The organism is Microbacterium sp. T2.11-28, from assembly GCF_950097975.1.
In the GTDB taxonomy this organism is placed as follows: Bacteria; Actinomycetota; Actinomycetes; order Actinomycetales; family Microbacteriaceae; genus Microbacterium.
In genome coordinates this window covers 1-24,245 of record NZ_CATNHF010000008.1, presented here as the reverse complement: position 1 = coordinate 24,245, position 24,245 = coordinate 1, and the positions used below count along the sequence as shown (strand labels likewise).

The window sequence follows — 24,245 nt, the reverse complement described above, 5'->3', positions numbered from 1 at the left end:
TGCTGGCCCCGCGCGGCGACGGGTCGTCCGCGGTGCCGCCGGCGGCCACGGGGCAGACGTCGCCGCCGGTAGACTGAGCCGGTGCTGACCCTCGCCGTGCTGATCTCGGGCGCGGGTTCGAATCTTCGGGCCCTGCTGGAGGCGGCGAGCGACCCCGATTTCCCCGCCCGGGTGGTCGTCGTCGGCGCCGATCGCCAAGCCGACGGCTTCGCCCACGCGGAGGCCTACGGCATCCCGACGATCATGGTGCCGTTCCGCGAGTTCGAGACCCGTGAGCACTGGGGCGCCGAGCTGCACGAGCAGCTGTCGGTGTGGCGCCCCGACCTCGTGGTGCTGAGCGGCCTCATGAGGCTGCTGCCGCCCGCCGTCGTGGACGCCTGGGCGCCGCGGCTCATCAATACCCACCCCGCCTACCTGCCCGAGTTCCCCGGAGCGCACGGTGTGCGCGACGCGCTGGCGGCGGGCGCGACCCAGACCGGTGCCAGCGTCATCGTCGTCGACAGCGGCGTGGACACCGGCCCGATCCTCGCCCAGGAGCGCGTCCCGGTGCTTCCCGGCGACACCGAGCACAGCCTGCACGAGCGGATCAAGCCCGTCGAGCGGCGGCTGCTCATCGACGTCGTCCGGCGGATCGCCACCGGCGAGCTCGACCTGACGACCTACGACACCCACTGAACGACGCCCATCATCGCGACAACAGGAGCCCCCATGGCCGGACCGACCATCGACCCTGCCCTCTACCGCCCGCGCGACATCGTCCCGATCCGCCGCGCCCTGATCTCGGTCAGCGACAAGACGGGGCTGCTGCCGCTCGCCGAGGCGCTCGCCGCGGCCGGGGTCCAGATCCTCTCCACCGGCGGCTCGGCGGCGCTGCTGCGGGGGGCCGGGATCGCCGTCACCGACGTGTCGGAGATCACCGGATTCCCCGAGTCCCTCGGCGGCCGCGTCAAGACGCTGCACCCGAGCGTCCACGCCGGCCTGCTGGCGGACCTGCGTCTCGAAGACCACGAGACCCAGCTCGCGGAGCTCGGCATCGAGCCGTTCGAGCTCGTCGTCGTGAACCTCTACCCCTTCGCCGAGACCGTGGCCTCGGGGGCCCAGGGCGACGCCGTCGTCGAGCAGATCGACATCGGCGGACCGGCGATGGTCCGCGCGTCGGCGAAGAACTTCGCCAACGTCGCGATCGTCGTCTCGCCCGAGTCCTACCCCGCGATCGTCGCGGCCGTCGCCGACGGCGGCACGAGCCTCGCGCAGCGCCGCGACCTGGCCGCGCGCGCGTTCGCCCACACCTGCGAGTACGACCGCGCCGTCGCCACCTGGTTCGCCGATGAGACCCTCGCCTCCGACGAGCTGCCGCAGCACCTGACGATCAAGGCCGAGCGCCTCGAGACGCTCCGCTACGGCGAGAACGCGCATCAGCGCGCCGCCATCTACACGCGCCTGGGCGGCCACGGCATCGCGCAGGCGACGCAGCTGCAGGGCAAGGAGATGTCCTACAACAACTACGTCGACGCCGACGCCGCCCTCCGGGCCGCCTTCGACCTGGTCAAGCCGGCCGTCGCCATCATCAAGCACGCCAACCCGTGCGGGATCGCCATCGGCGCCCCCAACGCCCTCGACCCGATCGCGTCCGCGCATCTGCGGGCGCACGAGTGCGACCCCGTGTCGGCGTTCGGCGGCGTCATCGCGGCCAACCGCACGGTGACGCTCAAGATGGCCGAGAACCTGCGGGACATCTTCACCGAGGTCATCGTCGCGCCCGACTTCGAGCCCGAGGCGCTCGAGGTGTTCAAGCTCAAGAAGAACCTCCGCGTCCTGCGCCTCCCCGCCGACTGGAAGCAGGAGCGCATGGACGTGCGCCTGGTCTCCGGCGGCCTGCTCCTGCAGGATGCCGACCGGTTCCCCGACGAGATCGAGTCCGTCGCGAAGGACTGGCAGCTCGTCTCCGGCGAGCGTCCCGCGCCCGGTGAGCTGGAGGGCATGATCTTCGCGTGGAAGGCGTGCCGCGCCGTGAAGTCCAACGCGATCGTCCTCGCGCAGGGCTCGGCGACGGTCGGCATCGGCATGGGCCAGGTCAACCGCGTCGACTCGTGCCGCCTCGCGGTCGAGCGCGCCGGCGACCGTGCGGCGGGATCCGTCGCCGCCTCCGATGCGTTCTTCCCCTTCGCCGACGGCCCGCAGGTGCTCATCGACGCCGGGATCAAGACGATCATCCAGCCGGGCGGCTCGGTGCGCGACCAGGAGGTCATCGACGCGGCGCGCGCGGCGAACGTCACGATGTTCTTCACCGGAGAGCGCCACTTCTTCCACTGACCGTCGGCGTCCGCACGGCGTTCTCGCCGTCCGCTGCGCCCCGGATTCGGAGATCGTCGCCGGATTCGGATGCCGGGCCTCCGCCCCTCCGAATCCGGGCGCATTCTCCGAATCCGCCGCGACGGCGGGGCGCATCGTGATGTCCGATTCCCGCGAGCCGGTGTCGCCGGCGCGTGCGAGAGTGGAGGCATGAACGGTCCGGGGATCACGATGACGAGCGCGACGTTCGACGAGCGCTATCGCGCGATCGACGCGCGCGACGCGCGTTTCGACGGGCAGTTCGTCACCGCGGTGCGCTCCACCGGCATCTACTGCCGTCCCTCGTGCCCGGCGCGCACCCCCAAGCCCTCCAACGTGACGTTCTACCCGACGTCGGCGGCCGCGCACGAGGCGGGCTACCGCGCGTGCAAGCGCTGCCTTCCCGAGGCCGCGCCCGGATCCCCGGCGTGGAACCTGCGCGGCGACACCGCGGCGCGCGCCATGCGGCTCATCGCCGACGGCGTCGTCGAGCGCGAGGGGGTCCCGGGTCTCGCCGCGCGCCTGGGGTATTCGAGCCGTCACCTGACGCGGCTGCTCGCCGCGGAGCTCGGCGCCGGCCCGCTCGCCCTCGCCCGGGCCCAGCGGGCGCACACGGCGCGCATGCTCCTGGTGGGCACCGACCTTCCCGCCGCCGACGTCGCGTTCTCGGCCGGGTTCGCGAGCGTCCGCCAGTTCAACGACACCATCCGCGAGGTCTTCGGCCTCACGCCGATCGAGCTGCGGTCCCGCCGCGCCGCCGGGGGAGCGGGCCGTGGCGCCGCCGGGGCGATCGACCTCGTCCTGCCCCACCGCGGCCCGCTGGACGCCCCGGGGCTGTTCTCCTGGATGGCGGCGCGCGCCGTGAGCGGAGCGGAGGTCGGCGCCGCCGACCGGTTCGCCCGCACGCTGCGCCTGGAGGGCGGGCCGGCCTGGTTCGAGCTGCGCGTGGATCCGTCGGGCCGTGTGCGCCTGCGGGCCCGGCTGACGCAGCTGCGCGACCTCGCGCCGCTCGTCGCGCGCACCCGGCGGCTGTTCGACCTCGACGCCGATCCCGTCGCCGTCGACGCGGCCCTGTCCGCGCATCCGGAGATCGCCCCCCGTGTCGCCGCGCTCCCCGGCATCAGGGTCCCGGGGGCGGCCGACCCCCACGAGATGCTGATCCGCGCGATGGTGGGCCAGCAGATCACGGTCGTCGCCGCCCGGACCGCCCTGACCGCCCTCACCGAAGCCCTCGGCGAGCGGGTCGAGGCCTTCGAGGGCACCGACCGCCTGTTCCCGACGATGACGGCGATCGCCGAGCGGGGCGCCGAAGTGCTCCGCGGCCCGGGTGCGCGCATCCGGGCGATCACCTCGGCCGCAGCGGCACTGGCCGCCGGCGAGCTCTCGCTGACGACGGCCGACGACGGCGCCGAGCAGCGTGCGGCGCTGCTGGCGCGGCCGGGGATCGGGCCGTGGACGGCCGACTACGTGCGCATGCGCGTGCTGGGCGATCCCGACATCACCCTGCCGGGCGACGTCGCCGTGCGCGCGGGGGCAGCCGCCGTCGGCATCCCCTCCGACCCGCGCGGCTTCGACAGCTGGGCCGTCCGCGCCGCCCCCTGGCGCAGCTACCTCACCGCGCACCTGTGGCGCGCGGCCGATCAGAACAGGAAGAGCGCATGACCGCCCTCATCGAGACCATCGACACGCCCGACGGGGCCTTCACCCTCCTCGTCGACGAGCAGCAGCGCGTGCTCGCCTCGGGGTGGACGGCCGAGCCCGAGGCGGTGCTCGCACGACTGACGGCACGTCCCGAGGTGCGCGAGGGTCGGACGGAAGCGGCCGCCGCGGCGGCGGCGTACTACGCCGGCGACCTGCGGGCCATCGACGAAGTGGCGGTCGCGCAGTCCGGTACCCCCCTGCAGCTCGCCGGATGGGCGGCCCTGCGGCGCATCGCGCCGGGGGAGCCGCTGACCTACACCGGGTTCGCCGCGGCACTCGGCCGGCCCAGCGCCGTCCGTGCGGCCGCATCGATCTGCGCGCGCAACGCGCCGGCCCTCTTCGTCCCCTGCCACCGCGTGCTGCGCGGCGACGGCACCCTCGGCGGCTTCGCGTGGGGCGTGGACGTCAAGCGACGCCTGCTGGAGCGCGAGGCGCACTGATCCGGACGGATGCCGAAGAAGGTGTTGCGCTCAGCGAATTCTCAGGCATAGGCTGGAGGGCTGTCGCGTCGTTCGCCGACGTGACAGCGTCCCTGTCGCCGACTCGAGGAGGAATCATGTTCCGGACCATCTTCGCCACGAAGCCGTCTGCCATCCTCGCCGTCGCCGGACGCGACCGGTACTGAGACCCCGCTCCGCCACGTCGCGGAGCGCACCTCCCCGGGAACCTCCGCGGGAAGGTGTCGCCTCCTCCCCGCGTTCTGACCGGCATGGCTACGCCTGCCGGAGTTCCGCGTGCCTCCGACCCCCTCTTCGCCGTCCTCGGCATCCGCTCCACCACCACTCCTCAAGGATCATGACCTCTTCCACCGAGAGACCCGCCACGTCGCCACGACTGTCCACCCCCCGGGCGCTCGCCCGGCTCTACCCCTTCGCCAAGCCCGTGCTCCCGCGACTCGTGCTCGGCGCCGTCAGTGCGCTCATCGCGAGCCTGCTGGCCCTGTCGATCCCTCTCGTGCTCGAGGTCGTGGTCGAGGGACCGATCTCGTCCGGCGACCTCACCCAGCTCACCTGGGGAGCCGTCGCCGTCCTCGTGCTCGGCCTCCTCGAGGCGCTGATGGTGTGGGCGCGGCGGTTCTTCGTCATGGCGCCCGCGACCAAGGTCGAGTACGACCTGCGCACCGGGTTCTACGAGCGCCTCCAGCGCCTGCCGGTGTCGTTCCACGACAAGTGGCAGTCCGGCCAGCTGCTGAGCCGCATGATGCAGGACATCAGCATGATGCGCCGTTGGATGGCGTTCGGCCTCGTGCTGCTCGTCGTCAACGTCCTGACGATCCTCGTGGGCGCCGCGCTCCTGTTCCGCTGGCACTGGCTGCTCGGCACGACGTTCCTCATCGTGTGCGCGCCGCTGTGGTACGCCGGCTACCGGTTCGAGAAGACGTACGGCACACTGGCCCGGCAGAGCCAGGACCAGGCCGGCGACCTCGCCACCTCGGTCGAGGAGTCGGTCCACGGCATCCGCGTCCTGAAGGCCTTCGGCCGCGGCAAGCACGCGCTGCAGAAGTTCACGCGCCAGGCCGAGACGCTGCGCGAGACCGAGCTGAGCAAGGCGCGGGCGATCGGCTGGATCTGGTTCTGGCTCGTGCTCCTGCCCGACATCGCCTTCGCACTGTGCCTGGGCGTCGGGATCCTCCTCATCCAGACCGACCAGCTGCAGATCGCCGAGCTCGTCGCCTTCTTCGCGATGGCCACCGTGCTGCGCTGGCCGATGGAGTCGATCGGCTTCCTCTTCTCGTTCCTCCTCGACGCGCGGACGGCCACCGACCGCATCTTCGAGGTCTTCGACGAGGAGAACACGATCGTCGACCCCGAGCAGCCCGTCGCACTCGCCCGCACGCGGGGCGCGCTGCGGTTCGAGGGCGTGCACTTCCGCTACCAGGACGCCGCCGAGACCGAGCGCGACCTGCTCGACGGCATCGACCTCGAGCTGCTCCCCGGCGAGACCATGGCCCTGGTCGGCCTCACCGGTTCGGGCAAGACGACGCTCACGACGCTGCCGGCGCGCCTGTACGACGTGACCGCCGGTCGCGTGACCCTCGACGGGGTCGACGTGCGCGACCTCCCGCTGCACGAGCTGCGCACCCAGGTGGGCATGGCCTTCGAGGACGCGACGCTGTTCTCGCAGACCGTGCGCGACAACGTGCTGCTCGGCCGCGAGGACCTGGCCGCAGGCTCCGACGAGGCCGAGGCCGTCATGCGCGAGGCGCTCGGAGTGGCCCAGGCGGCCTTCGTCGACGACCTGCCCGACGGGGCCGACACCGTGATCGGCGAGGAGGGGCTGTCGCTGTCCGGCGGTCAGCGCCAGCGCCTCGCCCTCGCCCGCGCGGTCGCCGCCCGCCCCGCCGTGCTGGTGCTCGACGACCCGCTGTCCGCGCTCGACGTCGACACCGAGGCGCTCGTCGAGGACGCCCTCCGCGAGGTCCTCCACGAGACGACCGCGCTGGTGGTCGCCCATCGCCCCTCGACCGTGACGCTCGCCGACCGCGTGGCGCTCCTCGAGGACGGGCGCATCACCGCCGTCGGCACCCACTCCGAGCTGCTGCGCACGAGCGAGCACTACCGCCACGTGATCTCCAGCCTCGAAGACGAACAATCCCGCATCCGCGAAAGGGAGGTGAACCTGTGAGCACCACGGTCACCGGCACCAGCGGCGAAGACCGCTCCGACTACACGCGGGCCGAGTCGCGCTCCATCCGTCAGCGATCGCTGCGCCTCCTCGGCTCGCTCGTGCGCCCGCTGCGCCCGCAGCTCGTGCTCGCCGCCACCGTGCTCGTCGTCTCGACGGCGCTGCGCGTGGCGGGCCCCGCGCTCATCGCGTACGGCATCAACCAGGCACTGCCGAAGGTGCTGTCCGAGGGCGACTGGATGCCGACGGCCGTCGTCGTCCTCGTCTACCTGACGGCCGGCATCGGCGGGGCCGCCCTCATCGGGTGGTACGCGGTCGTGGCCGCGCGGCTGACCCAGGCTGTCATGCTGGACCTGCGCAAGCGGATCTTCCTCCACACGCAGCGCCTGAGCCTCGAGTTCCACGAGTCCTACACGTCGGGCCGCATCATCTCGCGCCAGACGAGCGACCTCGACTCGATCCGCGAGCTGCTCGACGGCGGCCTCAACGAGCTCGTCTCCGGCGTGCTCTACGGCGGGTTCACGCTCATCGCGCTGCTCCTGCTCGACTGGCACTCGGGCGTGATCCTGCTCGTCATGGGCATCCCGCTGTGGTTCGTCATGCGGTGGTTCTACCTGAACTCCCAGCGCGTCTACCGCGAGTCGCGGGTCGTCAGCGCGAAGGTCATCGTCAAGTTCGTCGAGACGATGACCGGCATCCGCGCCGTCAAGGCCTTCCGCAAGGAAGGGCGCAACGACGAGGAGTTCGGCGATCTGTCCAGCCAGTACCGCGACGTCAACCTGCGCTCCATCAAGCTGTTCGGCATCTTCGAGCCGGCGATGATGGCGGTCGCCTCGGTGTCCGTCGCGCTGGTGCTGCTGTGGGGCGGCATCCGCGTCGCCGACGGGGCCATGCTCGTGGGCACGCTCCTGGCGGCCGTGCTGTACGTGCGGAACTTCTTCTCGCCGCTTCAGGAGATCGCGTTCTTCCTGAACTCGTACCAGTCCGCGACCGCCGCGCTCGAGAAGGTCTCCGGCGTGCTGGAGGAGGAGCCCACCGTGCCCGACCCGCGCGAGCCGGTCGACCTGTGGACCGCCCGGGGACACGTCGAGTTCCGCGACGTGACGTTCGGCTACTCCGAGGACCGCACGATCCTGCCGCACTTCTCGCTGGACATCCCGGCGGGGCAGACGATCGCCCTCGTGGGCACCACCGGCGCCGGCAAGTCGACGCTCGCCAAGCTCGTGTCGCGCTTCTACGATCCCTCGAAGGGCGCGGTCACCCTGGACGGCGTCGATCTGCGGTCCCTGCACCCGAAGGACCTGCGCCGCGCGATCGTCATGGTCACGCAGGAGGCGTACCTGTTCAGCGGGACCGTGGCCGACAACATCGCGCTCGGCAAGCCCGACGCGACGCTCGATGAGATCCGCGCCGCCGCACGCGCGGTGGGCGCCGACGCGTTCATCGAGCGCCTGCCCGACGGCTACCACACCGACGTCAACAAGCGCGGCGGTCGCGTGTCGGCGGGACAGCGGCAGCTGATCTCGTTCGCGCGGGCGTTCCTCGCCGATCCGGCGGTGCTGATCCTCGACGAGGCGACGGCGTCGCTGGACATCCCGTCCGAGCGTCAGATCCAGCAGGCGCTGCAGACGCTTCTCGCCGACCGGACGGCGATCATCATCGCCCACCGCCTCTCGACGGTGGCGATCGCCGACCGCGTGCTGGTCATGGAGCACGGCCGCATCATCGAGGACGACCGTCCCGAGGTGCTCATCGCCGGCACCGGCAAGTTCGCGCAGTTGCACGCCGCGTGGCGGGAGTCGCTGGTCTGAGATCGTCGTAGCCTCCGCCGTCCGCCGCGTCAGCGGATTCGGATGATCGCGCCGGATTCGGAGCCCCCTCACCCTGGGCTCCGAATCCGGTGACGACCTCCGAATCCCGTCGGACGATCAGGCTCGCCGGCGCTGCGCGAGAGCGCGGGCGATCGCGTGCTCCACGCGGTCCCATCCGTAGACGACCTCGGAGTATGAGAAGCGCAGCACCGTGTAGCCGCGCGCCACGAGCTCCCGGTCGTGCGCGAGGTCGCGCGTGCGTTCCGCCGATGACGAGTGATAGCGGAAGCCGTCGAGCTGGACGACGAGCCAGCCGTCGATCACCGCGTCGACGTCGTGACCGGCGAGCCCGACCTGCACCCACACGGTCACATCCCAGCGGCGGAGCCGGTCGACGAACACCGTCTCGAGCCCCGAGTCCATGAGGCCGGTGAGGACCGACGCCAGTTCCCGCGCGCGCGGCGAGCGCCACGCGACACGTCGGAGCACATCGGCCGGCAGGTTCTCGGACCGGGCAGCATCCTCCCACAGCACGAGGGCGGTCTCCCGCGGCTGACAGTCCGCGAGGTGCTGGAGGGTGTCCTCGACGGATTCGACGAGGAGGCGGGAATGGAGCGCGCCGATCGGGACGGTCCAGTGGCGGACGACGCCGGCCTCCCGAGCGCCCTCGGCATGGGGACGCACGTGGAGGTGCAGCCGGTCGTCCACCTCGGGCGGCATCCACCAGCCGTGGTGGCGCGCGGCCGAGACGCAGGCCAGACGCGCGGTCGCCTCAGCGGCCGCCACCAGCTGCGGCGGGGCGTCGGGCACGGCGACCCAGTACCGCCGCACCCGCCGGACGGCGCCGTCGACGATCGCTCGGCGAAGGGCCGGTGCGCTCATTCCGCGGTCGAGGATGTCGCTGCGGTGCACGATCCCGCCACGGGCAGCGACCCACGCGTTCAGATCCATCCGACCAGGGTCGCGTCGCGGGCCCGGGGTTCGTCCCGGTCCGCCGCCGCTCGTGCACAGCGGCCACGCTCGCGTCGCTCGGGAGGAGGCGCCGCGGTCGCCCGGGCCGCCCACCTCGCGCGAGCGGATTCGGATGATCGCGCCGGATTCGGATGCCCGGCGCCCGAGGCCCCGAATCCGCTCGCATTCTCCGAATCCGGTGGCGGCGTGCGGTGGCGTCGTCCGGTGGCGGCGTCCGGATGCAGGCGCGGACGAGGGCGGCGAGACCCCGATGGGGGAGGGTATACGAGGTCTCGCCGCCGGTCGGACTCCCACGGCTGCGGGAAGGAGGCGGGAGGGGTGCTACAGGCGGATCTCGGCGACGACCTCGCCGTACTCCGTCTCATCCACCGGCGTGAACCCGACGCGGCGGAAGAACGCCTCGGGTCCTCCCTCGCCGGCTTCGTAGATGACGTCGATGTGGTCCATGCCGCGGCTGCGGGCCTCGTCGAGCAGGCGCTCGACGGCGAAGCGCCCGACACCGCGGCCCTGGTCGTCGGCGTCGACGTTGATGCGCCACAGCACGGAGCGGAAGTGCTCCTGCGGCGCCTCGGGGTCGAAGTTCGCGCTGACGAAGCCCACGACCTCGTTGTCGTCCAGGACGACGCGCTGCCAGGCCGTGGCCGGATTGATGACGGCGGCCGCGACGGCATAGCTCGTGGGGGCGAGGAACTGCTCCTGGCCGGGCTTCAGAGACATCGCGTTGACGGCCACGATGGTCGCGGCCGACAGTTCCACCAGGCGAAGCTCGGTCATGGGCCCAGGCTACCTGCCGCACGGGTGTGCCGCACTCCCGATTCTCCGCCGACGTCGAGATATCTCGACGTCGAGATACTTTCCGCGCGTGCGATAGGCTGGGCGGCGATGCCGTGACGCCCCTCCAGACGCCGCTCAGACGCCCTACAGACGCTCATCAGGAGATACACCCGTGCCCGACTCCACCATCATCTACACCCACACCGACGAGGCCCCGGCTCTGGCGACCGCGTCGTTCCTGCCGATCGTCCAGGCCTTCGCGGGGCAGGCGGGCGTCGAGCTCGACACCCGCGACATCTCCCTGGCGGGGCGCATCCTCGCCGCCTTCCCGCAGCGGCTCACGCCGGAGCAGCAAGTGGGCGACGCGCTCGCGGAGCTCGGCGGCCTGGCGACCCTGCCCGGGGCGAACATCATCAAGCTGCCGAACATCTCGGCCTCGCTCCCGCAGCTGAAGGCGGCCATCGCCGAACTGCAGTCGCAGGGCTACGACATCCCGGACTACCCCGACGACGCGGCCTCGGTCGAGGACAAGGACATCCGCGCCCGCTACGACCGCATCAAGGGCTCCGCGGTGAACCCCGTTCTCCGCGAGGGCAACAGCGACCGTCGCGCGCCCCTGTCGGTCAAGAACTACGCGCGCAAGCACCCGCACCGCAACAAGCCCTTCGCCGAGGGCTCCCGCACGCGGGTCGCCACGATGGGCCACGACGACTTCCGCAGCAACGAGAAGTCCTGGGTCGCGGCGCACGACGACGTGCTGACGGTGCGTCACGTCGCCGCCGACGGCACGGTGACCGTGCTGAAGGACAACCTCAAGGTGCTCCCGCGCGAGATCGTGGACGCCACGTTCCTCTCCGCCGCCGCCCTCGACGCCTTCCTGGCCGACACGCTCGAGACGGCGGTCGCCGACGACGTGCTCTACTCGGTGCACCTGAAGGCGACGATGATGAAGGTCAGCGACCCGATCATCTTCGGCCACGTCGTCAGGTCGTACTTCGGCGACGTCTTCGACCGCTTCGGCGACCGCATCGCCGCGGCCGGGCTCACGCCGAACAACGGCCTCGGCGCGATCCTCGCCGGGCTCGGCGAGGTCGAGGGGGGCGAGGAGATCGCGGCCGCGTTCGCACAGCGCCTCGCCGACGGCCCCCGCCTCTCCTACGTCAACAGCGACAAGGGCATCACGAACCTGCACGTGCCGTCCGACGTCATCGTCGACGCCTCGATGCCCGCGCTCGTGCGCAACGGCGGCAAGCTGTGGGGCGCCGACGGCGGCGAGGCCGACACGATCGCCGTCATCCCCGACTCGTCGTACGCGGGCGTCTACCAGGCGGTCATCGACGACGTCATCGCCAACGGCCCGCTCGACCCGGCCACCATCGGCACGGTGCCCAACGTCGGTCTCATGGCCCAGGCGGCCGAGGAGTACGGCAGCCACGACAAGACCTTCGAGATCGCCGCCCCGGGTGTCGTGCAGATCGTCGACGGCTCGGGCGAGGTCGTCATCGAGCACGACGTCGAGACGGGCGACATCTGGCGCGCGACGCAGACCAAGTACCTGCCCGTCGTCGACTGGGTGCGCCTGGCCGTCGGGCGTGCCCGGGCCACCGGCTCGCCGGCCGTGTTCTGGCTCGACGTGAACCGCGCGCACGACGCGCAGATCATCGCGAAGGTCTACCAGGCGCTGGCGACGATGGACACGCACGGCGTGGAGATCTCGATCCTCTCGCCGGCCGAGGCCACCCGCTACACGCTCGCGCGCATGCGCCACGGCCTGGACACCATCTCGGTGACCGGCAACGTGCTGCGCGACTACCTCACCGACCTGTTCCCGATCCTCGAGGTCGGCACGAGCGCCAAGATGCTCTCGATCGTCCCGCTCCTGGCCGGCGGCGGCCTGTTCGAGACCGGCGCGGGCGGGTCCGCCCCCAAGCACGTGCAGCAGCTCGTCGAGGAGGACTACCTGCGCTGGGACTCGCTGGGCGAGTTCTTCGCACTCGCGGCGTCGTTCGAGCACCTGGGCGAGTACACCGGCAACGCCAAGGCGAAGGTCCTGGCCGACACGCTCGACGCGGCCACCGGCACCTTCCTCGAGAACGACAAGTCGCCCGGCCGGGCCCTCGGCACGATCGACAACCGCGGCAGCCACTTCTACCTCGCCCTGTACTGGGCCCAGGAGCTGGCCGGTCAGACCGCGGACGCCGAGCTCGCCGCCGCGTTCGCGCCGATCGCCGAGAAGCTCGCCGCCGCCGAGGAGACGATCGTCTCCGAGCTCCTCGCGGTCCAGGGGAACCCCGTCGACATCGGCGGCTACTACCACCCCGACACCGAGAAGGTCGCTGCGGTCATGCGGCCGTCGGCGACGCTCAACGGCATCATCGACGCGCTGTAGGACGCGCTACTCCCGCACCGTCCGCGACGCGAGGAACTCGGCCTGCGCGAGCAGCTGGAACGCCAGGCCGCCCTCGTGCTCGTTGTGCGTGTAGACCTCGATGCGGCGGTCGCTCGCCGCGTAGTGGTTGAACGCGGCGAAGACGGTGGAGGGCGGGCAGATCGGGTCCAGGAGCGCGACGGAGAACAGCGCCGCGGCCGAGGCGCGGCGCGCGAAGTTCACGCCGTCGAAGTAGCTCAGCGTCGAGAACACCCGCTCCTGCGCATCCCGGTGCACGGCGAGGTAGCGCACGACCTCCTGATACGGGTCGGAGCCGGTCATCCCGACCGCGCGCTCGAAGTGGCACAGGAACGGCACGTCGGGCATGGCCGCGACGAGATCGTCGCGGAGCCCGGCGACGGCCAGGGCGATGCCGCCTCCCTGGCTTCCGCCGGTCACCGCCACGCGGGAAGCGTCGACCATGTCGAGGCCGCGGACCGCGTCGACGGCCAGCACGGCGTCGGTGAAGACCCGCCGGTAGTAGTACGCGGACGGGTCCTCGATGCCGCGGGTGAGGAAGCCGGGCACGGACGGGCCGGTGGCGTGGGGGTCGGCGGTGTGCCCGCCCGAGCCCCAGCCGGAGCCCTGGCCGCGGGTGTCCATCAGCAGGTGGGCGTATCCGGCGGCGGACCAGAACAGACGGTCGACCGGGAGGCCGCGACCGCCTCCGTAGCCGAGGTACTCCACGACGGCGGGGAGCGGCTCCGAGGCGCCGCGGGGGACCGTCAGCCAGGCCTTGACGGGATCGCCCGCGAAGCCCGAGAAGGTGACGTCGAACACATCGACGGTGCTCAGCGGCGTCGCATGCGGGGTGAGGGTCGCCGGGCTCGCCTGCGCACGCGACGAGGCGAGGGTCTCGCGCCAGAAGTCGTCGAAGTCCTCGGGTTCGCGGACGACGGGGGAGTAGTCCTCGAGTTCGGGCAGGCTCAGGTCGAAGCGGGGCACCCCGCCACACTATCGACGGTCAGGCGTGGATCCAGACGTCCACTCCGACGGGCGACCAGTCGTAGATCATCTTCGCCTTCGCGGGCGGCATGTTGACGCAGCCGGCGCTCATGACGTTGCCGAAGTTGTTGTGCCAGTACGCGCCGTGGAACGCCTGGTTGCCGTTGAAGTACATGACCCACGGGACGTCTTCCTGCGTGTACTTCTTGCCCGAGTCGCGGGCCGTGCCCTGCATGTCCTGGGACGCCGTCTTCCAGCCGATCGAGAAGTGGCCGGGGTAGGTGACCGCTCCCGGTCGCCCGCTGGAGATCAGCCAGGTGTCGACGACCTTCCCGTTCTCCTTCAGGTACAGGCGCTGCCTGCTGAGGTCGACCTCGAGCAGCCGTTCGAGCTCCGTCGTCTTCTGCGGGGTCACCGTGACGGGGAGCTCGAAGGCTGCGGAGCCCTCTGCCAGCTGGGCGGCGAAGGCGGCCGCGACACCCGATGTGTCGCCGAGCACCCGGCCGTCCTGGCCCGCCACGATGTCGCGGAGCACGTCGCCGGCGGCGTTGACCACGACGGTGCCGTCCACGACCTCCTGGTCGATGTCCAGAGCGTCGACCGCCACCTGGATCTTGGCGGGGTCGGCGGCGATCGTGAAGGCCCCGGACTCGTCGGTGCCGATGCTCAGCCAGGATGCGGCCTCGGCGGGGCTCACGGGCACGGTGCGCTCCGCTCCGACGTAGAAGCCGATGTCGCCGAGCATGGCGTTGAGCCGGTCGACGGCCTCCTGGGCCTCCGCGGTCGTCGACACGGGCTCGACGGGCACGAGGACGGGATCGACGACGACGTCCGCGGTGCCCGACGAGAAGGCATCCTGCAGCGCCTCGGCGACCACGGCGACGTCGACCCCCTCGCCGTCGACGGCGGGGGTGAGCTCGTAGGCGCTGCCGGTGAAGGACACCTCGGCGGACACGGGAGCGGTGAACAGGTCGGGAGCGGCTGCCTGCAGGGCGGCCATCGCCGTCGTCGCGTCGACGGCGATCTCGGCGTCGGCGGTGTCGCCGAACCACTGGCTGACGTTCCAGAGGGGACGGTCGTGGTAGGCCTGGCCGGCGAGGGTGCCGGAGTCGACGATGGCGCCGAGCTGCGCGCCGGTGAGCGTCGGACCGCCCTCGCCGAGGGTCACCGTCGTGGTGGCGAGGCGCTGCGCGATGGCGTCGCTCGCGGCTCCGGCGGTGAGGAAGCCGACCGGGACCCCGGCGACGGCCGTGCCGGGGGCGATGAGGACGAGGGAGGCGGCCACGGCCACGACGCCGACGACGCCCGCGGGGACCCCGATCCTCAGTCCCCAGCGCGCGCGCTTCGGACGGGGCTCGGCGGGGGCCCACTGCACGGCCGGTGCGGCGGCGTCCGGTGCGGACACGGTCGCGGTCGACGACGTATCGGTCACGGTCACCCCCACGAGAGAATTCGCGCTGCAGCGCCCCTCCATGGTACGCGACGGCGCGTGCGGGCCGGAGCGGGCGCGCGACGGCGCCGGCCGCGACGCCGTCGTCACCCCATGAGTCGCGAATGTAACAGTTTTGTAAATGGTCCTGCCGAATTCACCGAACTCCTTGCGGGGGAGGTGTTCGTAAGGTGTACTAACAAACATGACCGGAACTGAGACGCGCTCCTTCGGCGGTCGCGTGCTGCGTCAGGTGACCAAGGTGCTCCCCGAGCACGCGCGGGCCCACAACCGCTCGCTCGTGCTGCAGACGCTCTTCCACCAGGGCGCGATGAGCCGCGCCGACCTGTCCCGCGAGACCGGCCTCACGCGGGTCACGATCTCCGACCTCGTGGCGGAGCTGATCTCCGACGGCTACGTCGCCGAGCGCGGCACCCGCGAGGCGTCCGGCCCCGGCAAGCCCGCGATCCTGGTCGACCTCGATCGCGAGGGCCACCGCATCGTCGGCCTCGACCTCTCCAACACCGACCGGTTCCTCGGCGCGGTGCTCACCCTCGACGGCGAGATCGTGGCGCGCCACGACGTGGCCGTGCCCGCCGATCGCGAGGACATCCTCGGCGTCGTGACGCAGCTCGCCCGCGACCTCGTCGCCGATGCGCACGCGCCGGTGCTCGGCGTCGGCGTGGGCACCCCGGGCGTCGTGGACGACCGCGGCATCGTGCTGGCCGCGCCGAACTTCGGCTGGACGGGCGTCGATCTCGAGGGCGTCCTCTCCCGCGAGCTCGGTCTGCCCGTGCTGGTCGCCAACGATGCGAACGCCGCGGTCCTCGCCGAGTACACGTTCGGCGGCGCGCCCGACGACGTCCTGCTCGTGCGGGTGGGCCGAGGCGTCGGCTCGGGCCTGCTCGCGGGCGGACAGCCCATGCGCGGCAGCCGCTTCGCCGCGGGCGAGATCGGCCACGTCACGGTCGGCACCGACGGGGGACCGGAGTGCGTCTGCGGCAAGGTCGGCTGCCTCGAGGCGTGGCTGTCGGTCCCGTCGCTGGAGAGGAGGCTCGCCGTCGACGACGCCGGCCGCGACGCGACGCTGCGCGATGCCGGCGAACGCCTCGGCATCGCGTTGGCGCCCATCGTCGGCGCCCTCGATCTGTCGGAGATCGTCCTCTCCGGCCCCCTCGAACTTCTCGACGGCGCGCTGGCGCAGGCGACCGTCGAGACACTCCGCGCACGCACGCTCGCCCGGTTCCACGACGGCGTGCAGGTGCGGATGACGGCGCAAGGCGAGGACATCGTCCTCCGCGGCGCGGCCGTCATGGTCCTGTCGGGACAACTCGGGGTGTCCTGACACCCTGCACCACCCTCGGGTGGGGTCGCCGACCCCGCCTCCGGACGGGTCGCCCGATCCCTCCGGAACACCAAGAGATAACGAAGGAAGACACCATGAACAAGAAGCTCGGAGCCGTGGCGCTCCTCGGCGCTTCGGCTGTCGTTCTCGCAGGCTGCGCGGGCGGCGGAGCAACGACGCCCACGTCCGCGGGCACGCCGGAGCCGGGTGAGCTGCGCGTGTGGCTCGTCGGCACCGACACGCCCCAGGAGGCGCGCGACTACCTCATCGACACGTTCGCCGACGAGAACCCGGGCAGCACGCTGGTCATCGAGGAGCAGCAGTGGACCGGTCTGGTCGACAAGCTCACGACGAGCCTCTCCTCCAGCGACAGCCCCGACATCGTCGAGATGGGCAACACCCAGGCGGCGGCCTTCACCTCCGCCGGCGCGCTGCTCGACCTCACCGACATCCAGGAGCAGCTCGGCGGCTCGGACCTCCTCGACGGCTTCGTCGAGGCGGGCACGTGGGACGGCAAGCTGTACGCGGCGCCGTACTACTCGGGTGCGCGCGTCGTCTTCTACAACACCGCCCAGTACGAGGAGGCCGGTGTCGAGGTGCCGACCACCCTCGACGAGTACGTCTCCAACGGCGTGGCGCTGGCCGACGCCCTCGACGGCGTCTCGGGTGTCTACTTCCCGGGCAAGGACTGGTACAATGCGCTGCCCTTCGTGTGGGAGAACGGCGGCGAGGTCGCGGTGCAGAACGACGACGGCACGTGGGACGCGCAGCTGTCCTCCGAGGCGTCCGTCGCCGGCCTCACCCAGGTGCAGGAGCTCATGACCGAGGCGTCGCTGGCTGCGAAGGACGGCGACGAGACCGAGGCATGGGTGCCCTTCCGCACCGAGAAGGCCGCCACGCTGTCGGTCCCGAGCTGGGCCTACTGGTCGATCGTCGCCGACGAGGACCAGAAGGAGACGGCGCTGACCGACACGCTCGGCTACTTCGCCCTCCCGGGCAAGGACGGCGGCGCCGCGCAGGTGTTCGCCGGCGGCTCCAACGTGGGCATCGCCGCGAAGTCGGCGCACCCCGAGCTCGCCAAGAGCGCGCTGGAGATCATGCTCAGCGACGACTACCAGTCCCTGCTGGCCGCCGGCGGTCTCGTCCCGGCCAAGAAGAGCCTCGGCAGCAAGGTCGCCGCGGCGACCCCCGAGCTGGCTGCGGTGATCGCCGAAGCGGCCGCCAACGCGAAGCTCACCCCGGCGTCCCCGAAGTGGGCCGACGTCGAGGCGAAGGGCCTCCTGCAGGACTTCTTCGTGAAGGTGGCAGGCGGCGGCGACGTCGCGTCGCTCGCGGCTGAGCTCGACACCCAGATCGAGTCGATCCTCAACGGCTGACGCCGTGCGCTTCCCCCGGGGTCTCCACGCCCCGGGGGAAGCGCCCCGCACCATCGGGGCACATCCGCCCGAGCCCCCTCACCGGGCCCGCCACGCGGCGCGCCCACCCAGACACAGACACTTCCCCCGGATCATCGAAGGAGAGGACCGTGTCGGCCCTGACCGCGCTTCCCGCTGAGCGGACGGCTTCCGCATCACCCCCGCCCCCGCGACCCCGCCGTCGCTTCGACGCCACCCCGCTCGCGCTGCTCATCCCGTCGCTGATCATGCTCGTCGTGTTCATCGGCTGGCCGCTCGTCCAGCTCGTGATCATGTCGTTCCAGGAGTACGGCCGCGAGCAGATCTTCGGCGCACCCGCCGACTTCATCGGCATCGAGAACTACCTCCGCGTGCTCGGCGACGCCGAGTTCTGGACGGTCCTCGCCCGCAGCATCGGCCTGTGCGTCGTCAGTGTGGCGGCCACCATGGTCCTCGGCGTGTCGATCGCGCTCATGATGAAGGCGCTCGGGAAGGTCATGCGCACGGTCGTGTCGGTCGGGCTCCTGCTGGCCTGGGCCATGCCCGCCCTCACCGCGACGATCGTCTGGGGCTGGATCTTCGACACCGAGTACGGCCTGGTCAACTACTTCCTCACGCAGGTCACCGGTGAGAGCTGGCAGGGGCACAGCTGGCTGAGCGATCCGCTGAGCTTCTTCGCCGTCGCCGCGATCATCATCACGTGGGGCGCTGTCCCGTTCGTCGCCTTCTCGACGTACGCCGGTCTCACGCAGGTCCCCGACGAGGTCATGGAGGCCGCATCGCTGGACGGCGCCGGCGGGTGGCAGCGCTTCCGCCTGATCGTCGTCCCCTACGTGCGATCGATCCTGATCGTGCTGCTCATCCTGCAGATCATCTGGGACCTGCGGGTGTTCGCCCAGATCTACGCGCTCCAGACCATCGGCGGCGTCCGCGCCGACACCAACACGATCGGCGTCTACATCTACAGCGTCTCGATGGCCACCGGCGACCTCGGCTCCGGAGGGGCGATCGCGGTGATCCTCGTGCTGATCCTGCTGGCCATCTCCGCCTACTACATCCGCACGATGCTCAAGACGGAGGACGAACTGTGAACGCGCGCACGCGCCGCACCGGAGGTCGCGTCCTCCTCAACGCCGCCGCGATCGTCGTCTTCGTCTGCTCGGTCTTCCCGGTCTACTGGATGGTGAACACGGCGTTCCTGCCCGGCTCCGCGGTCAAGACCGACACCCCGCACCTGTGGCCGGACGAGTTCACGCTCCGCAGCTTCGAGGCGGCGTGGAACGACGGCGGCTTCCTGCCGGCGCTGGGAGTCTCGCTCGCCGTGACCGTGCTGACGGTGGTGACGGCGCTGCTGTTCGCCTTCCTCGCCTCGATCGCGGTCTCCCGCTACCGCTTCCGCTCGCGCAAGACCTTCATCATCGCGATCCTCGTGATCCAGATGATCCCGGCCGAGGCGATGATCATCTCCACCTTCCGCGTGCTCGACGGCTGGCAGCTGCTGAACACGATCGTCGGCCTCTCGGCCGTGTACATCGCGATGGTGCTGCCCTTCACGATCTGGACGCTGCGCGGCTTCGTGAACGGTGTGCCGGCCGACCTCGAGGAGGCGGCGATGATCGACGGCTGCAGCCGCAATCAGGCGTTCTGGCGCGTGACCTTCCCGCTGCTGGCCCCGGGCCTCGTCTCCACGGGCATCTTCGCGTTCATCCAGGCGTGGAACGAGTTCGTCTTCGCGCTGGTGATCATGACGCGCCCGGAGACCCAGACCCTCCCCATCTGGCTGCGCAGCTTCGTGCAGGCGACGAAGGCGACCGACTGGGCGGTGGTGATGGCCGGGTCGACGCTGATGGCGATCCCGGTGATCGTCTTCTTCCTCATCGTCCAGGGCCGGATGACCAGCGGACTCGTGTCGGGAGCGGTGAAGGGCTGACATGCGCCTCGGATTCGACGTCGGCGGCACCAAGACCGACGCAGTGGTCGTCGCGTCCTCGGGCGAGATCGTCGCCCGGATGCGGCGCCCCACCGGATGGGGGCGGGACGCGGTCGTGGCGACCCTCGTCGACGCCGTGTCGGATCTCGCCGCGGAGGTCGGCTGCGCGCCCGTGGAGTTCGCCTCGATCGGCATCGGCATGCCGGGACAGGTGCTGCCGGGCACCGCGCGGGTGACGCACGCCGTGAACCTCGGCATCGACGAGCTCGACCTGCGCGATGCCATCGGGCCGGAGTTCGGGGTGCCGGTGCGCGCCGAGAACGACGTCAAGGCCGCGGCGGTGGGCGCCTTCGCGCTGCGCGGCGTCGAGCGCGGCGCCCAGGGGCACGCGTCGTCGATGGCCTACCTGAACCTCGGCACGGGCATCGCCGCCGGGCTCGTCACCGACGGCGCGCTGTGGCGCGGCGCGCGCGGCGCCGCCGGCGAGGTCGGGCACATCTCCGTCGACCCCGCCGGACCGCTCTGCCGGTGCGGGCAGCGCGGCTGCATCGAGGCGTTCGCCGGCGGGGGCGCCCTGGCCCAGCGCTGGGCGCGCCCCGGCGCGCTGCCCGTGCGCGACATCTTCGACGCCGCCGACGACGGCGACCCGGCCGCGCGCGAGCTGCGGCGCGGGCTGGCGTACGGGGTGGCGGCGGCGGTGCGGGTGCTCGTGCTCGCCGCTGATGTCGAGCTCGTCGTGCTGGGGGGAGGCGTGAGCGCGCTCGGCGAACGTATGCTGAACCTCGTGGTGAGCGAGCTCGAAGCCAGCGCCGCGGCGTCGCCGTTCCTGCGGTCGCTGCACCTTCCCGATCGCATCGAACTGCTGCCGGCGGGGTCGCCGGCGGCAGCCCTCGGAGCCGCGCTGATCGGCGCGACCGCCCACGAACAGGAGGCCCTCGCCCATGGCTGAGATCGTCATCGTCCCCACCGCCGCCGACGCGGGAGCCCTCGTCGCCGACGAGATCGTCCGCCTCGTCTCGGCACGGCCCGACGCCGTGCTCGGGTTGGCCACCGGCTCCACGCCGCTGCCCGTCTACGAGGCGCTGCGGCCGCGCCTGGCCGGTGTCGACGTCTCACGCGTGCGCGGGTTCGCCCTCGACGAGTACGTCGGCATCGACCCGCAGCACCCCGAGAGCTACCGGTCCGTCATCACCCGCGAGGTGGTCGAGCCGCTGGGGCTGAATCCCGACCTGATCCAGACACCCAACGGCGCGCTCGCCACGATCGAGCACGCGGGGGAGGACTACGAGGCCGCGATCGCCGCCGCCGGCGGGGTGGACCTGCAGATCCTCGGCATCGGCACCTCGGGCCACATCGGGTTCAACGAGCCGGGCTCCTCCTTCGCGTCGCGCACACGCGTGAAGACGCTCATCGAGCAGACCCGCGCCGACAACGCGCGCTTCTTCGACTCCGTCGACGACGTGCCGATGCACTGCATCACCCAGGGTCTCGGGACGATCCTCGCCGCACGCCACCTCTTCCTGCTCGCCTTCGGCGAGGGCAAGGCGCGCGCCATCGCCGGTGCCGTCGAGGGGCCCGTGACCTCCTCGCTCCCCGGCTCGGCGATCCAGCTCCACGAGCACGTGACGGTCGTCGTCGACGAGGCCGCCGCATCGCAGCTGCGCAACGCCGACTACTACCGGTACGCCTACGCGAACAAGCCGGCCTGGCAGGGGCTCTGATCGTCGCGCCGGGTCGCTAGAGTCGACGGCATGACCGATGACCGTCGGTCGGCGACGACGCCGGCGTGGATCTGGGGCGGCGGACTGCTGCTGGCCAGCGCGGTGCTGCCTCTGATCACCGGCAGCGTCGGGTTCGTGACGGCGGGCGGGGCCGGCGGCGCCGTCTTCGCCTGGATCGGCATGCTCGCCTTCGCGGCGTCGATGGTCGTCTTCGCCCTCGGGCTGGGCGGACGCGGCTCGGTCGTCGCGCGGCGCCCGGCCGGGATGACCGCCCTGATCGCGCTGGCCGCCATCACGCCGATCATCTGGGTGCTGACGGCGGTCTTCCCGTACTCCGACGCCGACCCCGGAGCGTACGCGGTGTGGGGCTACGCGGACGCCGCCGTCCGGTTCGGCGCGGCGCTGGTCGCGGTGGTCGCGGTCGGCCGCGCGCGCGTGGTGCCGCCGCCGTGGAACTGGGCACCGGCCTGGGGACTCGCGGCGGTCGTGGGCACCGCAGTGCTGGCGCAGGTGTCGGCGGTCGCCATCGCCGGACGGCCGGGCGATCAGGAGACCCTGCTGACCCTCTTCGCCTTCTCGTCGCTGGTGGCCGTGGTCGTGCCCTCGCTGCTCGGGATCCTCGCGATCGTGCTCGGGTCGCGTGCCGAGCCGCGCGCGACGGTGCCGGTCTACCCTCCGCGCGCCTGAGTCAGTCGGCGAACACCTTGCCGGGGTTGAGGATGCCGGCGGGGTCGAACACGCGCGCGATCTGGCGCTGGAGCTCCCACTGATCGTCGCCGAGCTCGTCGGCCAGCCAGCGACGCTTGAGGATGCCGATGCCGTGCTCGCCGGTCAGGGTGCCGCCCAGCCGCAGCGCGGCGCGGAACAGATCGTCGGCGGCGGCCCAGATGTGCGCCGGCACGACGACCTCGTCGGCATCCGCGCCGGCGGGGGCGTCGAAGACGAAGTTCGGGTGCAGGTTGCCGTCGCCAACGTGGCAGACGGTCGGGATGCGGATGCCGTAGGCGGACTCGATGCGGGCGATCTCGTCGAACATCTCCGGAAGCCTGCTGCGGGGCACCGACACGTCTTCGATGAGGGTGGTGCCCAGTGACTCCATGGCCGGGTGCATGGCGCGGCGGACCGCCCACAGGCGCTCGCCCTCGGCCTCGTCGGCTGCCAGGGCGACCTGCCCTCCCAGGGTGGAGAGGAGACCGGCGATCGCCTCCGCCTCGGCGTCGGCGGCGACGCCGTCGGCCTGGATGGTCAGCTGAGCGGCGTCGGGCGGCGGCGTCGGCAGGCCCAGCAGCCGGTGGACGGCCGCCAGCGACAGCGCGTCCATCAGCTCCATGATCGCCGGCTGGAGCCCCGACGCGGTGACCGCGGCTGCGGCCACGGCGGCGGAGCGGACGTCGGGGAAGACCGCGGTCAGGGTGCGCGTCGTGCCCGGCACGCGGGGGCGGAGCTTGAGGGTGGCGCCGACGATCACGCCGAGGATGCCCTCGGACCCGATGACGAGCGACGTGAGGTCCAGGCCCGTGACCCCCTTGACGCTCCGGTGCCCGAGCCGGAGCAGCCGCCCGTCGGCGAGCACCAGATCGACGCCGAGGACGGCGTCGCGCACCACCCCGTACTTGGCGCAGAGCAGCCCGCCGGCACCGGTGGCGATGTTGCCGCCGACCGTCGAGATGGCCCGGCTGGCCGGATCGGGTGCCCACCACACCCCGTGCTCGGCGAGCACCGCGTTCAGGGCCGCGTTGAGGATCCCTGGCTCCACGACGGCCAGGAGGTCGTCGGGGCGGATCTCGAGGATGCGGTCCATCCTCGCCACGGAGAGCACGATCTCGCCAGGCCCGGCGTTGGCTCCGCCTGCGAGCCCCGTTCCCGCGCCGCGGGTGACGACCGGCGTACCCGTCCGATGCGCGATGCGCAGGGTCGCCTGCACGTCGGCGACGCTCTCGGCGTGGACGACGGCGAGCGGGGGACCGGCCGAGACATGGCCCGACTTGTCGGCGCGGGCTGCGCGCAGCGCGGCCGCCGCGGTGTCCACGCGGTCGCCGAGCTGCCTGCGCAGCTCTACGACGACGTCGTGCTCGCTCATGCGAGCCGGCGGCGCCCGGCGAGGAGTCCCGCGGTGACCGCGACCACACCGAAGACGAGGCCGACCCAGGCGTGACCCATGCTCCACCAGGCGATGGTGGCCGCCGCGTAGACGAGCAGCTCCACCAGGGCGCGCACGAACGGGTGCACGCGGACGACGGCGCGCGGCGACACGAACAGCGCCCACACCAGGATCGCGAGGATCGGCGCCCCGACGCCGGCGACGATGTTCCACGGGAGCGGCCAGGCGGTGAACCCCCACAGCGCGAGCGTCGCCAGGGCGAACAGCTCGCACACGAAGGCGAGCACGTCGATCGCGTGCAGGGGCGCGCGGGTGCCGGCGGGAAGAGGCTCCGCCGGTGCTTCCGGGCGCACGTGGGGGAGTTCGGCCATGGCGGCCATTCTACCGTTCGGACCGTCGCTAGCCTCGCCGGACGACCAGGGTGAGGACCTCGCCGACGCGGTCGCCGGCGACGTAGGCCATCGAGACGCGCGCCCCGGCGGTGAGCTCTTCGTCGGTGAGCGAGAACGAGAGCGTGCCGGTGCCGTCGGCGCCGAGCACCGACTGCGTCACCCGGTCGTCGTCGGGGAACCACACGCGGACCGTTGCGCCGGCGGGCCCCTCGACGAACAGGGAGACGATCGTCGTCCCGTCGTCGGCGATCGCGGAGTCGAAGCCGACGAGATCCGGGATGCCCGCGGGCAGCTGGGGTGTCGGTGTCGGGGTGGGTGTGGGCGTCGGTGTCGGGGTGGGTGTGGG

At 71.9% G+C, this 24,245-nt stretch carries 20 protein-coding genes and 1 pseudogene; 14 read left to right on the top strand and 7 right to left on the bottom strand.

Annotation, left to right across the window (positions count from 1 at the left end):
- Positions 1–81 precede the first annotated feature (81 nt).
- The 6 genes from purN (at position 82) to QQZ13_RS06630 (ending at position 8,468) form a co-directional block, all read left to right on the top strand.
- Entirely contained in the window at positions 82–675 is a 594-nt protein-coding gene (gene purN, locus QQZ13_RS06655; protein ID WP_284528279.1) for a phosphoribosylglycinamide formyltransferase, read from the top strand.
- A gap of 33 nt (positions 676–708) precedes the next feature.
- Positions 709–2,313 (top strand): bifunctional phosphoribosylaminoimidazolecarboxamide formyltransferase/IMP cyclohydrolase, encoded by a 1,605-nt coding sequence (purH, locus tag QQZ13_RS06650; protein WP_284528278.1) that lies wholly within the window; start codon positions 709–711, stop codon positions 2,311–2,313.
- Positions 2,314–2,502: 189 nt separating this feature from the next.
- Complete coding sequence (locus QQZ13_RS06645) at positions 2,503–3,993, top strand: AlkA N-terminal domain-containing protein (RefSeq protein ID WP_284528277.1); 1,491 nt, start codon at positions 2,503–2,505, stop codon at positions 3,991–3,993.
- Positions 3,990–4,472, top strand: coding sequence for a methylated-DNA--[protein]-cysteine S-methyltransferase (locus QQZ13_RS06640; RefSeq protein ID WP_284528276.1), 483 nt, complete (start codon positions 3,990–3,992; stop codon positions 4,470–4,472). Before QQZ13_RS06645 ends, QQZ13_RS06640 begins: the two co-directional genes overlap by 4 nt.
- 355 nt (positions 4,473–4,827) lie before the next feature.
- Positions 4,828–6,657, top strand: a complete 1,830-nt coding sequence (locus tag QQZ13_RS06635) for an ABC transporter ATP-binding protein (RefSeq protein WP_284528275.1) — start codon at positions 4,828–4,830, stop codon at positions 6,655–6,657.
- Complete coding sequence (locus tag QQZ13_RS06630) at positions 6,654–8,468, top strand: ABC transporter ATP-binding protein (protein ID WP_284528274.1); 1,815 nt, start codon at positions 6,654–6,656, stop codon at positions 8,466–8,468. The genes QQZ13_RS06635 and QQZ13_RS06630 overlap by 4 nt, the downstream gene beginning before the upstream one ends.
- Before the next feature lie 117 nt (positions 8,469–8,585).
- On the opposite strand, the gene QQZ13_RS06625 is transcribed toward QQZ13_RS06630, so the two are convergent.
- Positions 8,586–9,419, bottom strand: a complete 834-nt coding sequence (locus tag QQZ13_RS06625) for a type IV toxin-antitoxin system AbiEi family antitoxin domain-containing protein (RefSeq protein WP_284528273.1) — start codon at positions 9,417–9,419, stop codon at positions 8,586–8,588.
- Between the two features lie 342 nt (positions 9,420–9,761).
- Positions 9,762–10,214 carry a GNAT family N-acetyltransferase gene (locus QQZ13_RS06620; protein WP_284528272.1) on the bottom strand — a complete coding sequence of 151 codons (453 nt, stop codon included), beginning with the start codon at positions 10,212–10,214 and terminating at the stop codon, positions 9,762–9,764.
- Between the two features lie 172 nt (positions 10,215–10,386).
- Between QQZ13_RS06620 and QQZ13_RS06615 the strand changes: the two genes are divergently transcribed.
- Complete coding sequence (locus QQZ13_RS06615; protein ID WP_284528271.1) at positions 10,387–12,603, top strand: NADP-dependent isocitrate dehydrogenase; 2,217 nt, start codon at positions 10,387–10,389, stop codon at positions 12,601–12,603.
- 6 nt (positions 12,604–12,609) lie between these two features.
- Here QQZ13_RS06615 and QQZ13_RS06610 read toward each other — a convergent pair whose 3' ends face one another.
- Positions 12,610–13,587: an acetylxylan esterase gene (locus tag QQZ13_RS06610; protein ID WP_284528270.1), complete on the bottom strand. Its 978-nt coding sequence runs from the start codon at positions 13,585–13,587 to the stop codon at positions 12,610–12,612.
- Between the two features lie 19 nt (positions 13,588–13,606).
- The gene (locus QQZ13_RS06605; RefSeq protein WP_284528269.1) at positions 13,607–15,025 is read right to left on the bottom strand and encodes a L,D-transpeptidase; all 1,419 of its coding nucleotides are present in this window, start codon (positions 15,023–15,025) and stop codon (positions 13,607–13,609) included.
- 196 nt (positions 15,026–15,221) lie between these two features.
- Here QQZ13_RS06605 and QQZ13_RS06600 point away from each other — a divergent pair, with 196 nt between their 5' ends.
- From QQZ13_RS06600 to QQZ13_RS06570, 7 genes are all read left to right on the top strand, one after another.
- A complete protein-coding gene (locus tag QQZ13_RS06600) occupies positions 15,222–16,361 on the top strand; it encodes an ROK family transcriptional regulator (protein WP_284528268.1) in 1,140 nt (379 codons plus the stop codon).
- Positions 16,362–16,456: 95 nt separating this feature from the next.
- Positions 16,457–17,737: an extracellular solute-binding protein gene (locus tag QQZ13_RS06595; protein WP_284528267.1), complete on the top strand. Its 1,281-nt coding sequence runs from the start codon at positions 16,457–16,459 to the stop codon at positions 17,735–17,737.
- A 149-nt stretch (positions 17,738–17,886) separates the two neighbouring features.
- On the top strand, positions 17,887–18,846 hold the full coding sequence (locus QQZ13_RS06590; protein WP_284528266.1) for a carbohydrate ABC transporter permease: 960 nt from the start codon (positions 17,887–17,889) through the stop codon (positions 18,844–18,846).
- Complete coding sequence (locus tag QQZ13_RS06585) at positions 18,843–19,685, top strand: carbohydrate ABC transporter permease (RefSeq protein WP_284528265.1); 843 nt, start codon at positions 18,843–18,845, stop codon at positions 19,683–19,685. The genes QQZ13_RS06590 and QQZ13_RS06585 overlap by 4 nt, the downstream gene beginning before the upstream one ends.
- Position 19,686: 1 nt before the next feature.
- The gene (locus QQZ13_RS06580) at positions 19,687–20,634 is read left to right on the top strand and encodes an ROK family protein (RefSeq protein ID WP_284528264.1); all 948 of its coding nucleotides are present in this window, start codon (positions 19,687–19,689) and stop codon (positions 20,632–20,634) included.
- Complete coding sequence (locus tag QQZ13_RS06575) at positions 20,627–21,406, top strand: glucosamine-6-phosphate deaminase (RefSeq protein WP_284528263.1); 780 nt, start codon at positions 20,627–20,629, stop codon at positions 21,404–21,406. Before QQZ13_RS06580 ends, QQZ13_RS06575 begins: the two co-directional genes overlap by 8 nt.
- A 30-nt stretch (positions 21,407–21,436) precedes the next feature.
- On the top strand, positions 21,437–22,093 hold the full coding sequence (locus QQZ13_RS06570) for a hypothetical protein (RefSeq protein WP_284528262.1): 657 nt from the start codon (positions 21,437–21,439) through the stop codon (positions 22,091–22,093).
- A 1-nt stretch (position 22,094) separates the two neighbouring features.
- On the opposite strand, the gene QQZ13_RS06565 is transcribed toward QQZ13_RS06570, so the two are convergent.
- The 3 genes and pseudogenes from QQZ13_RS06565 to QQZ13_RS06555 all read right to left on the bottom strand — a co-directional run.
- Entirely contained in the window at positions 22,095–23,486 is a 1,392-nt protein-coding gene (locus QQZ13_RS06565) for an FAD-binding oxidoreductase (protein WP_284528261.1), read from the bottom strand.
- Complete coding sequence (locus QQZ13_RS06560; protein WP_284528260.1) at positions 23,483–23,878, bottom strand: YrdB family protein; 396 nt, start codon at positions 23,876–23,878, stop codon at positions 23,483–23,485. The genes QQZ13_RS06565 and QQZ13_RS06560 overlap by 4 nt, the downstream gene beginning before the upstream one ends.
- 28 nt (positions 23,879–23,906) lie before the next feature.
- Positions 23,907–24,245, bottom strand: a pseudogene (locus tag QQZ13_RS06555) (hypothetical protein); the annotation flags it as partial.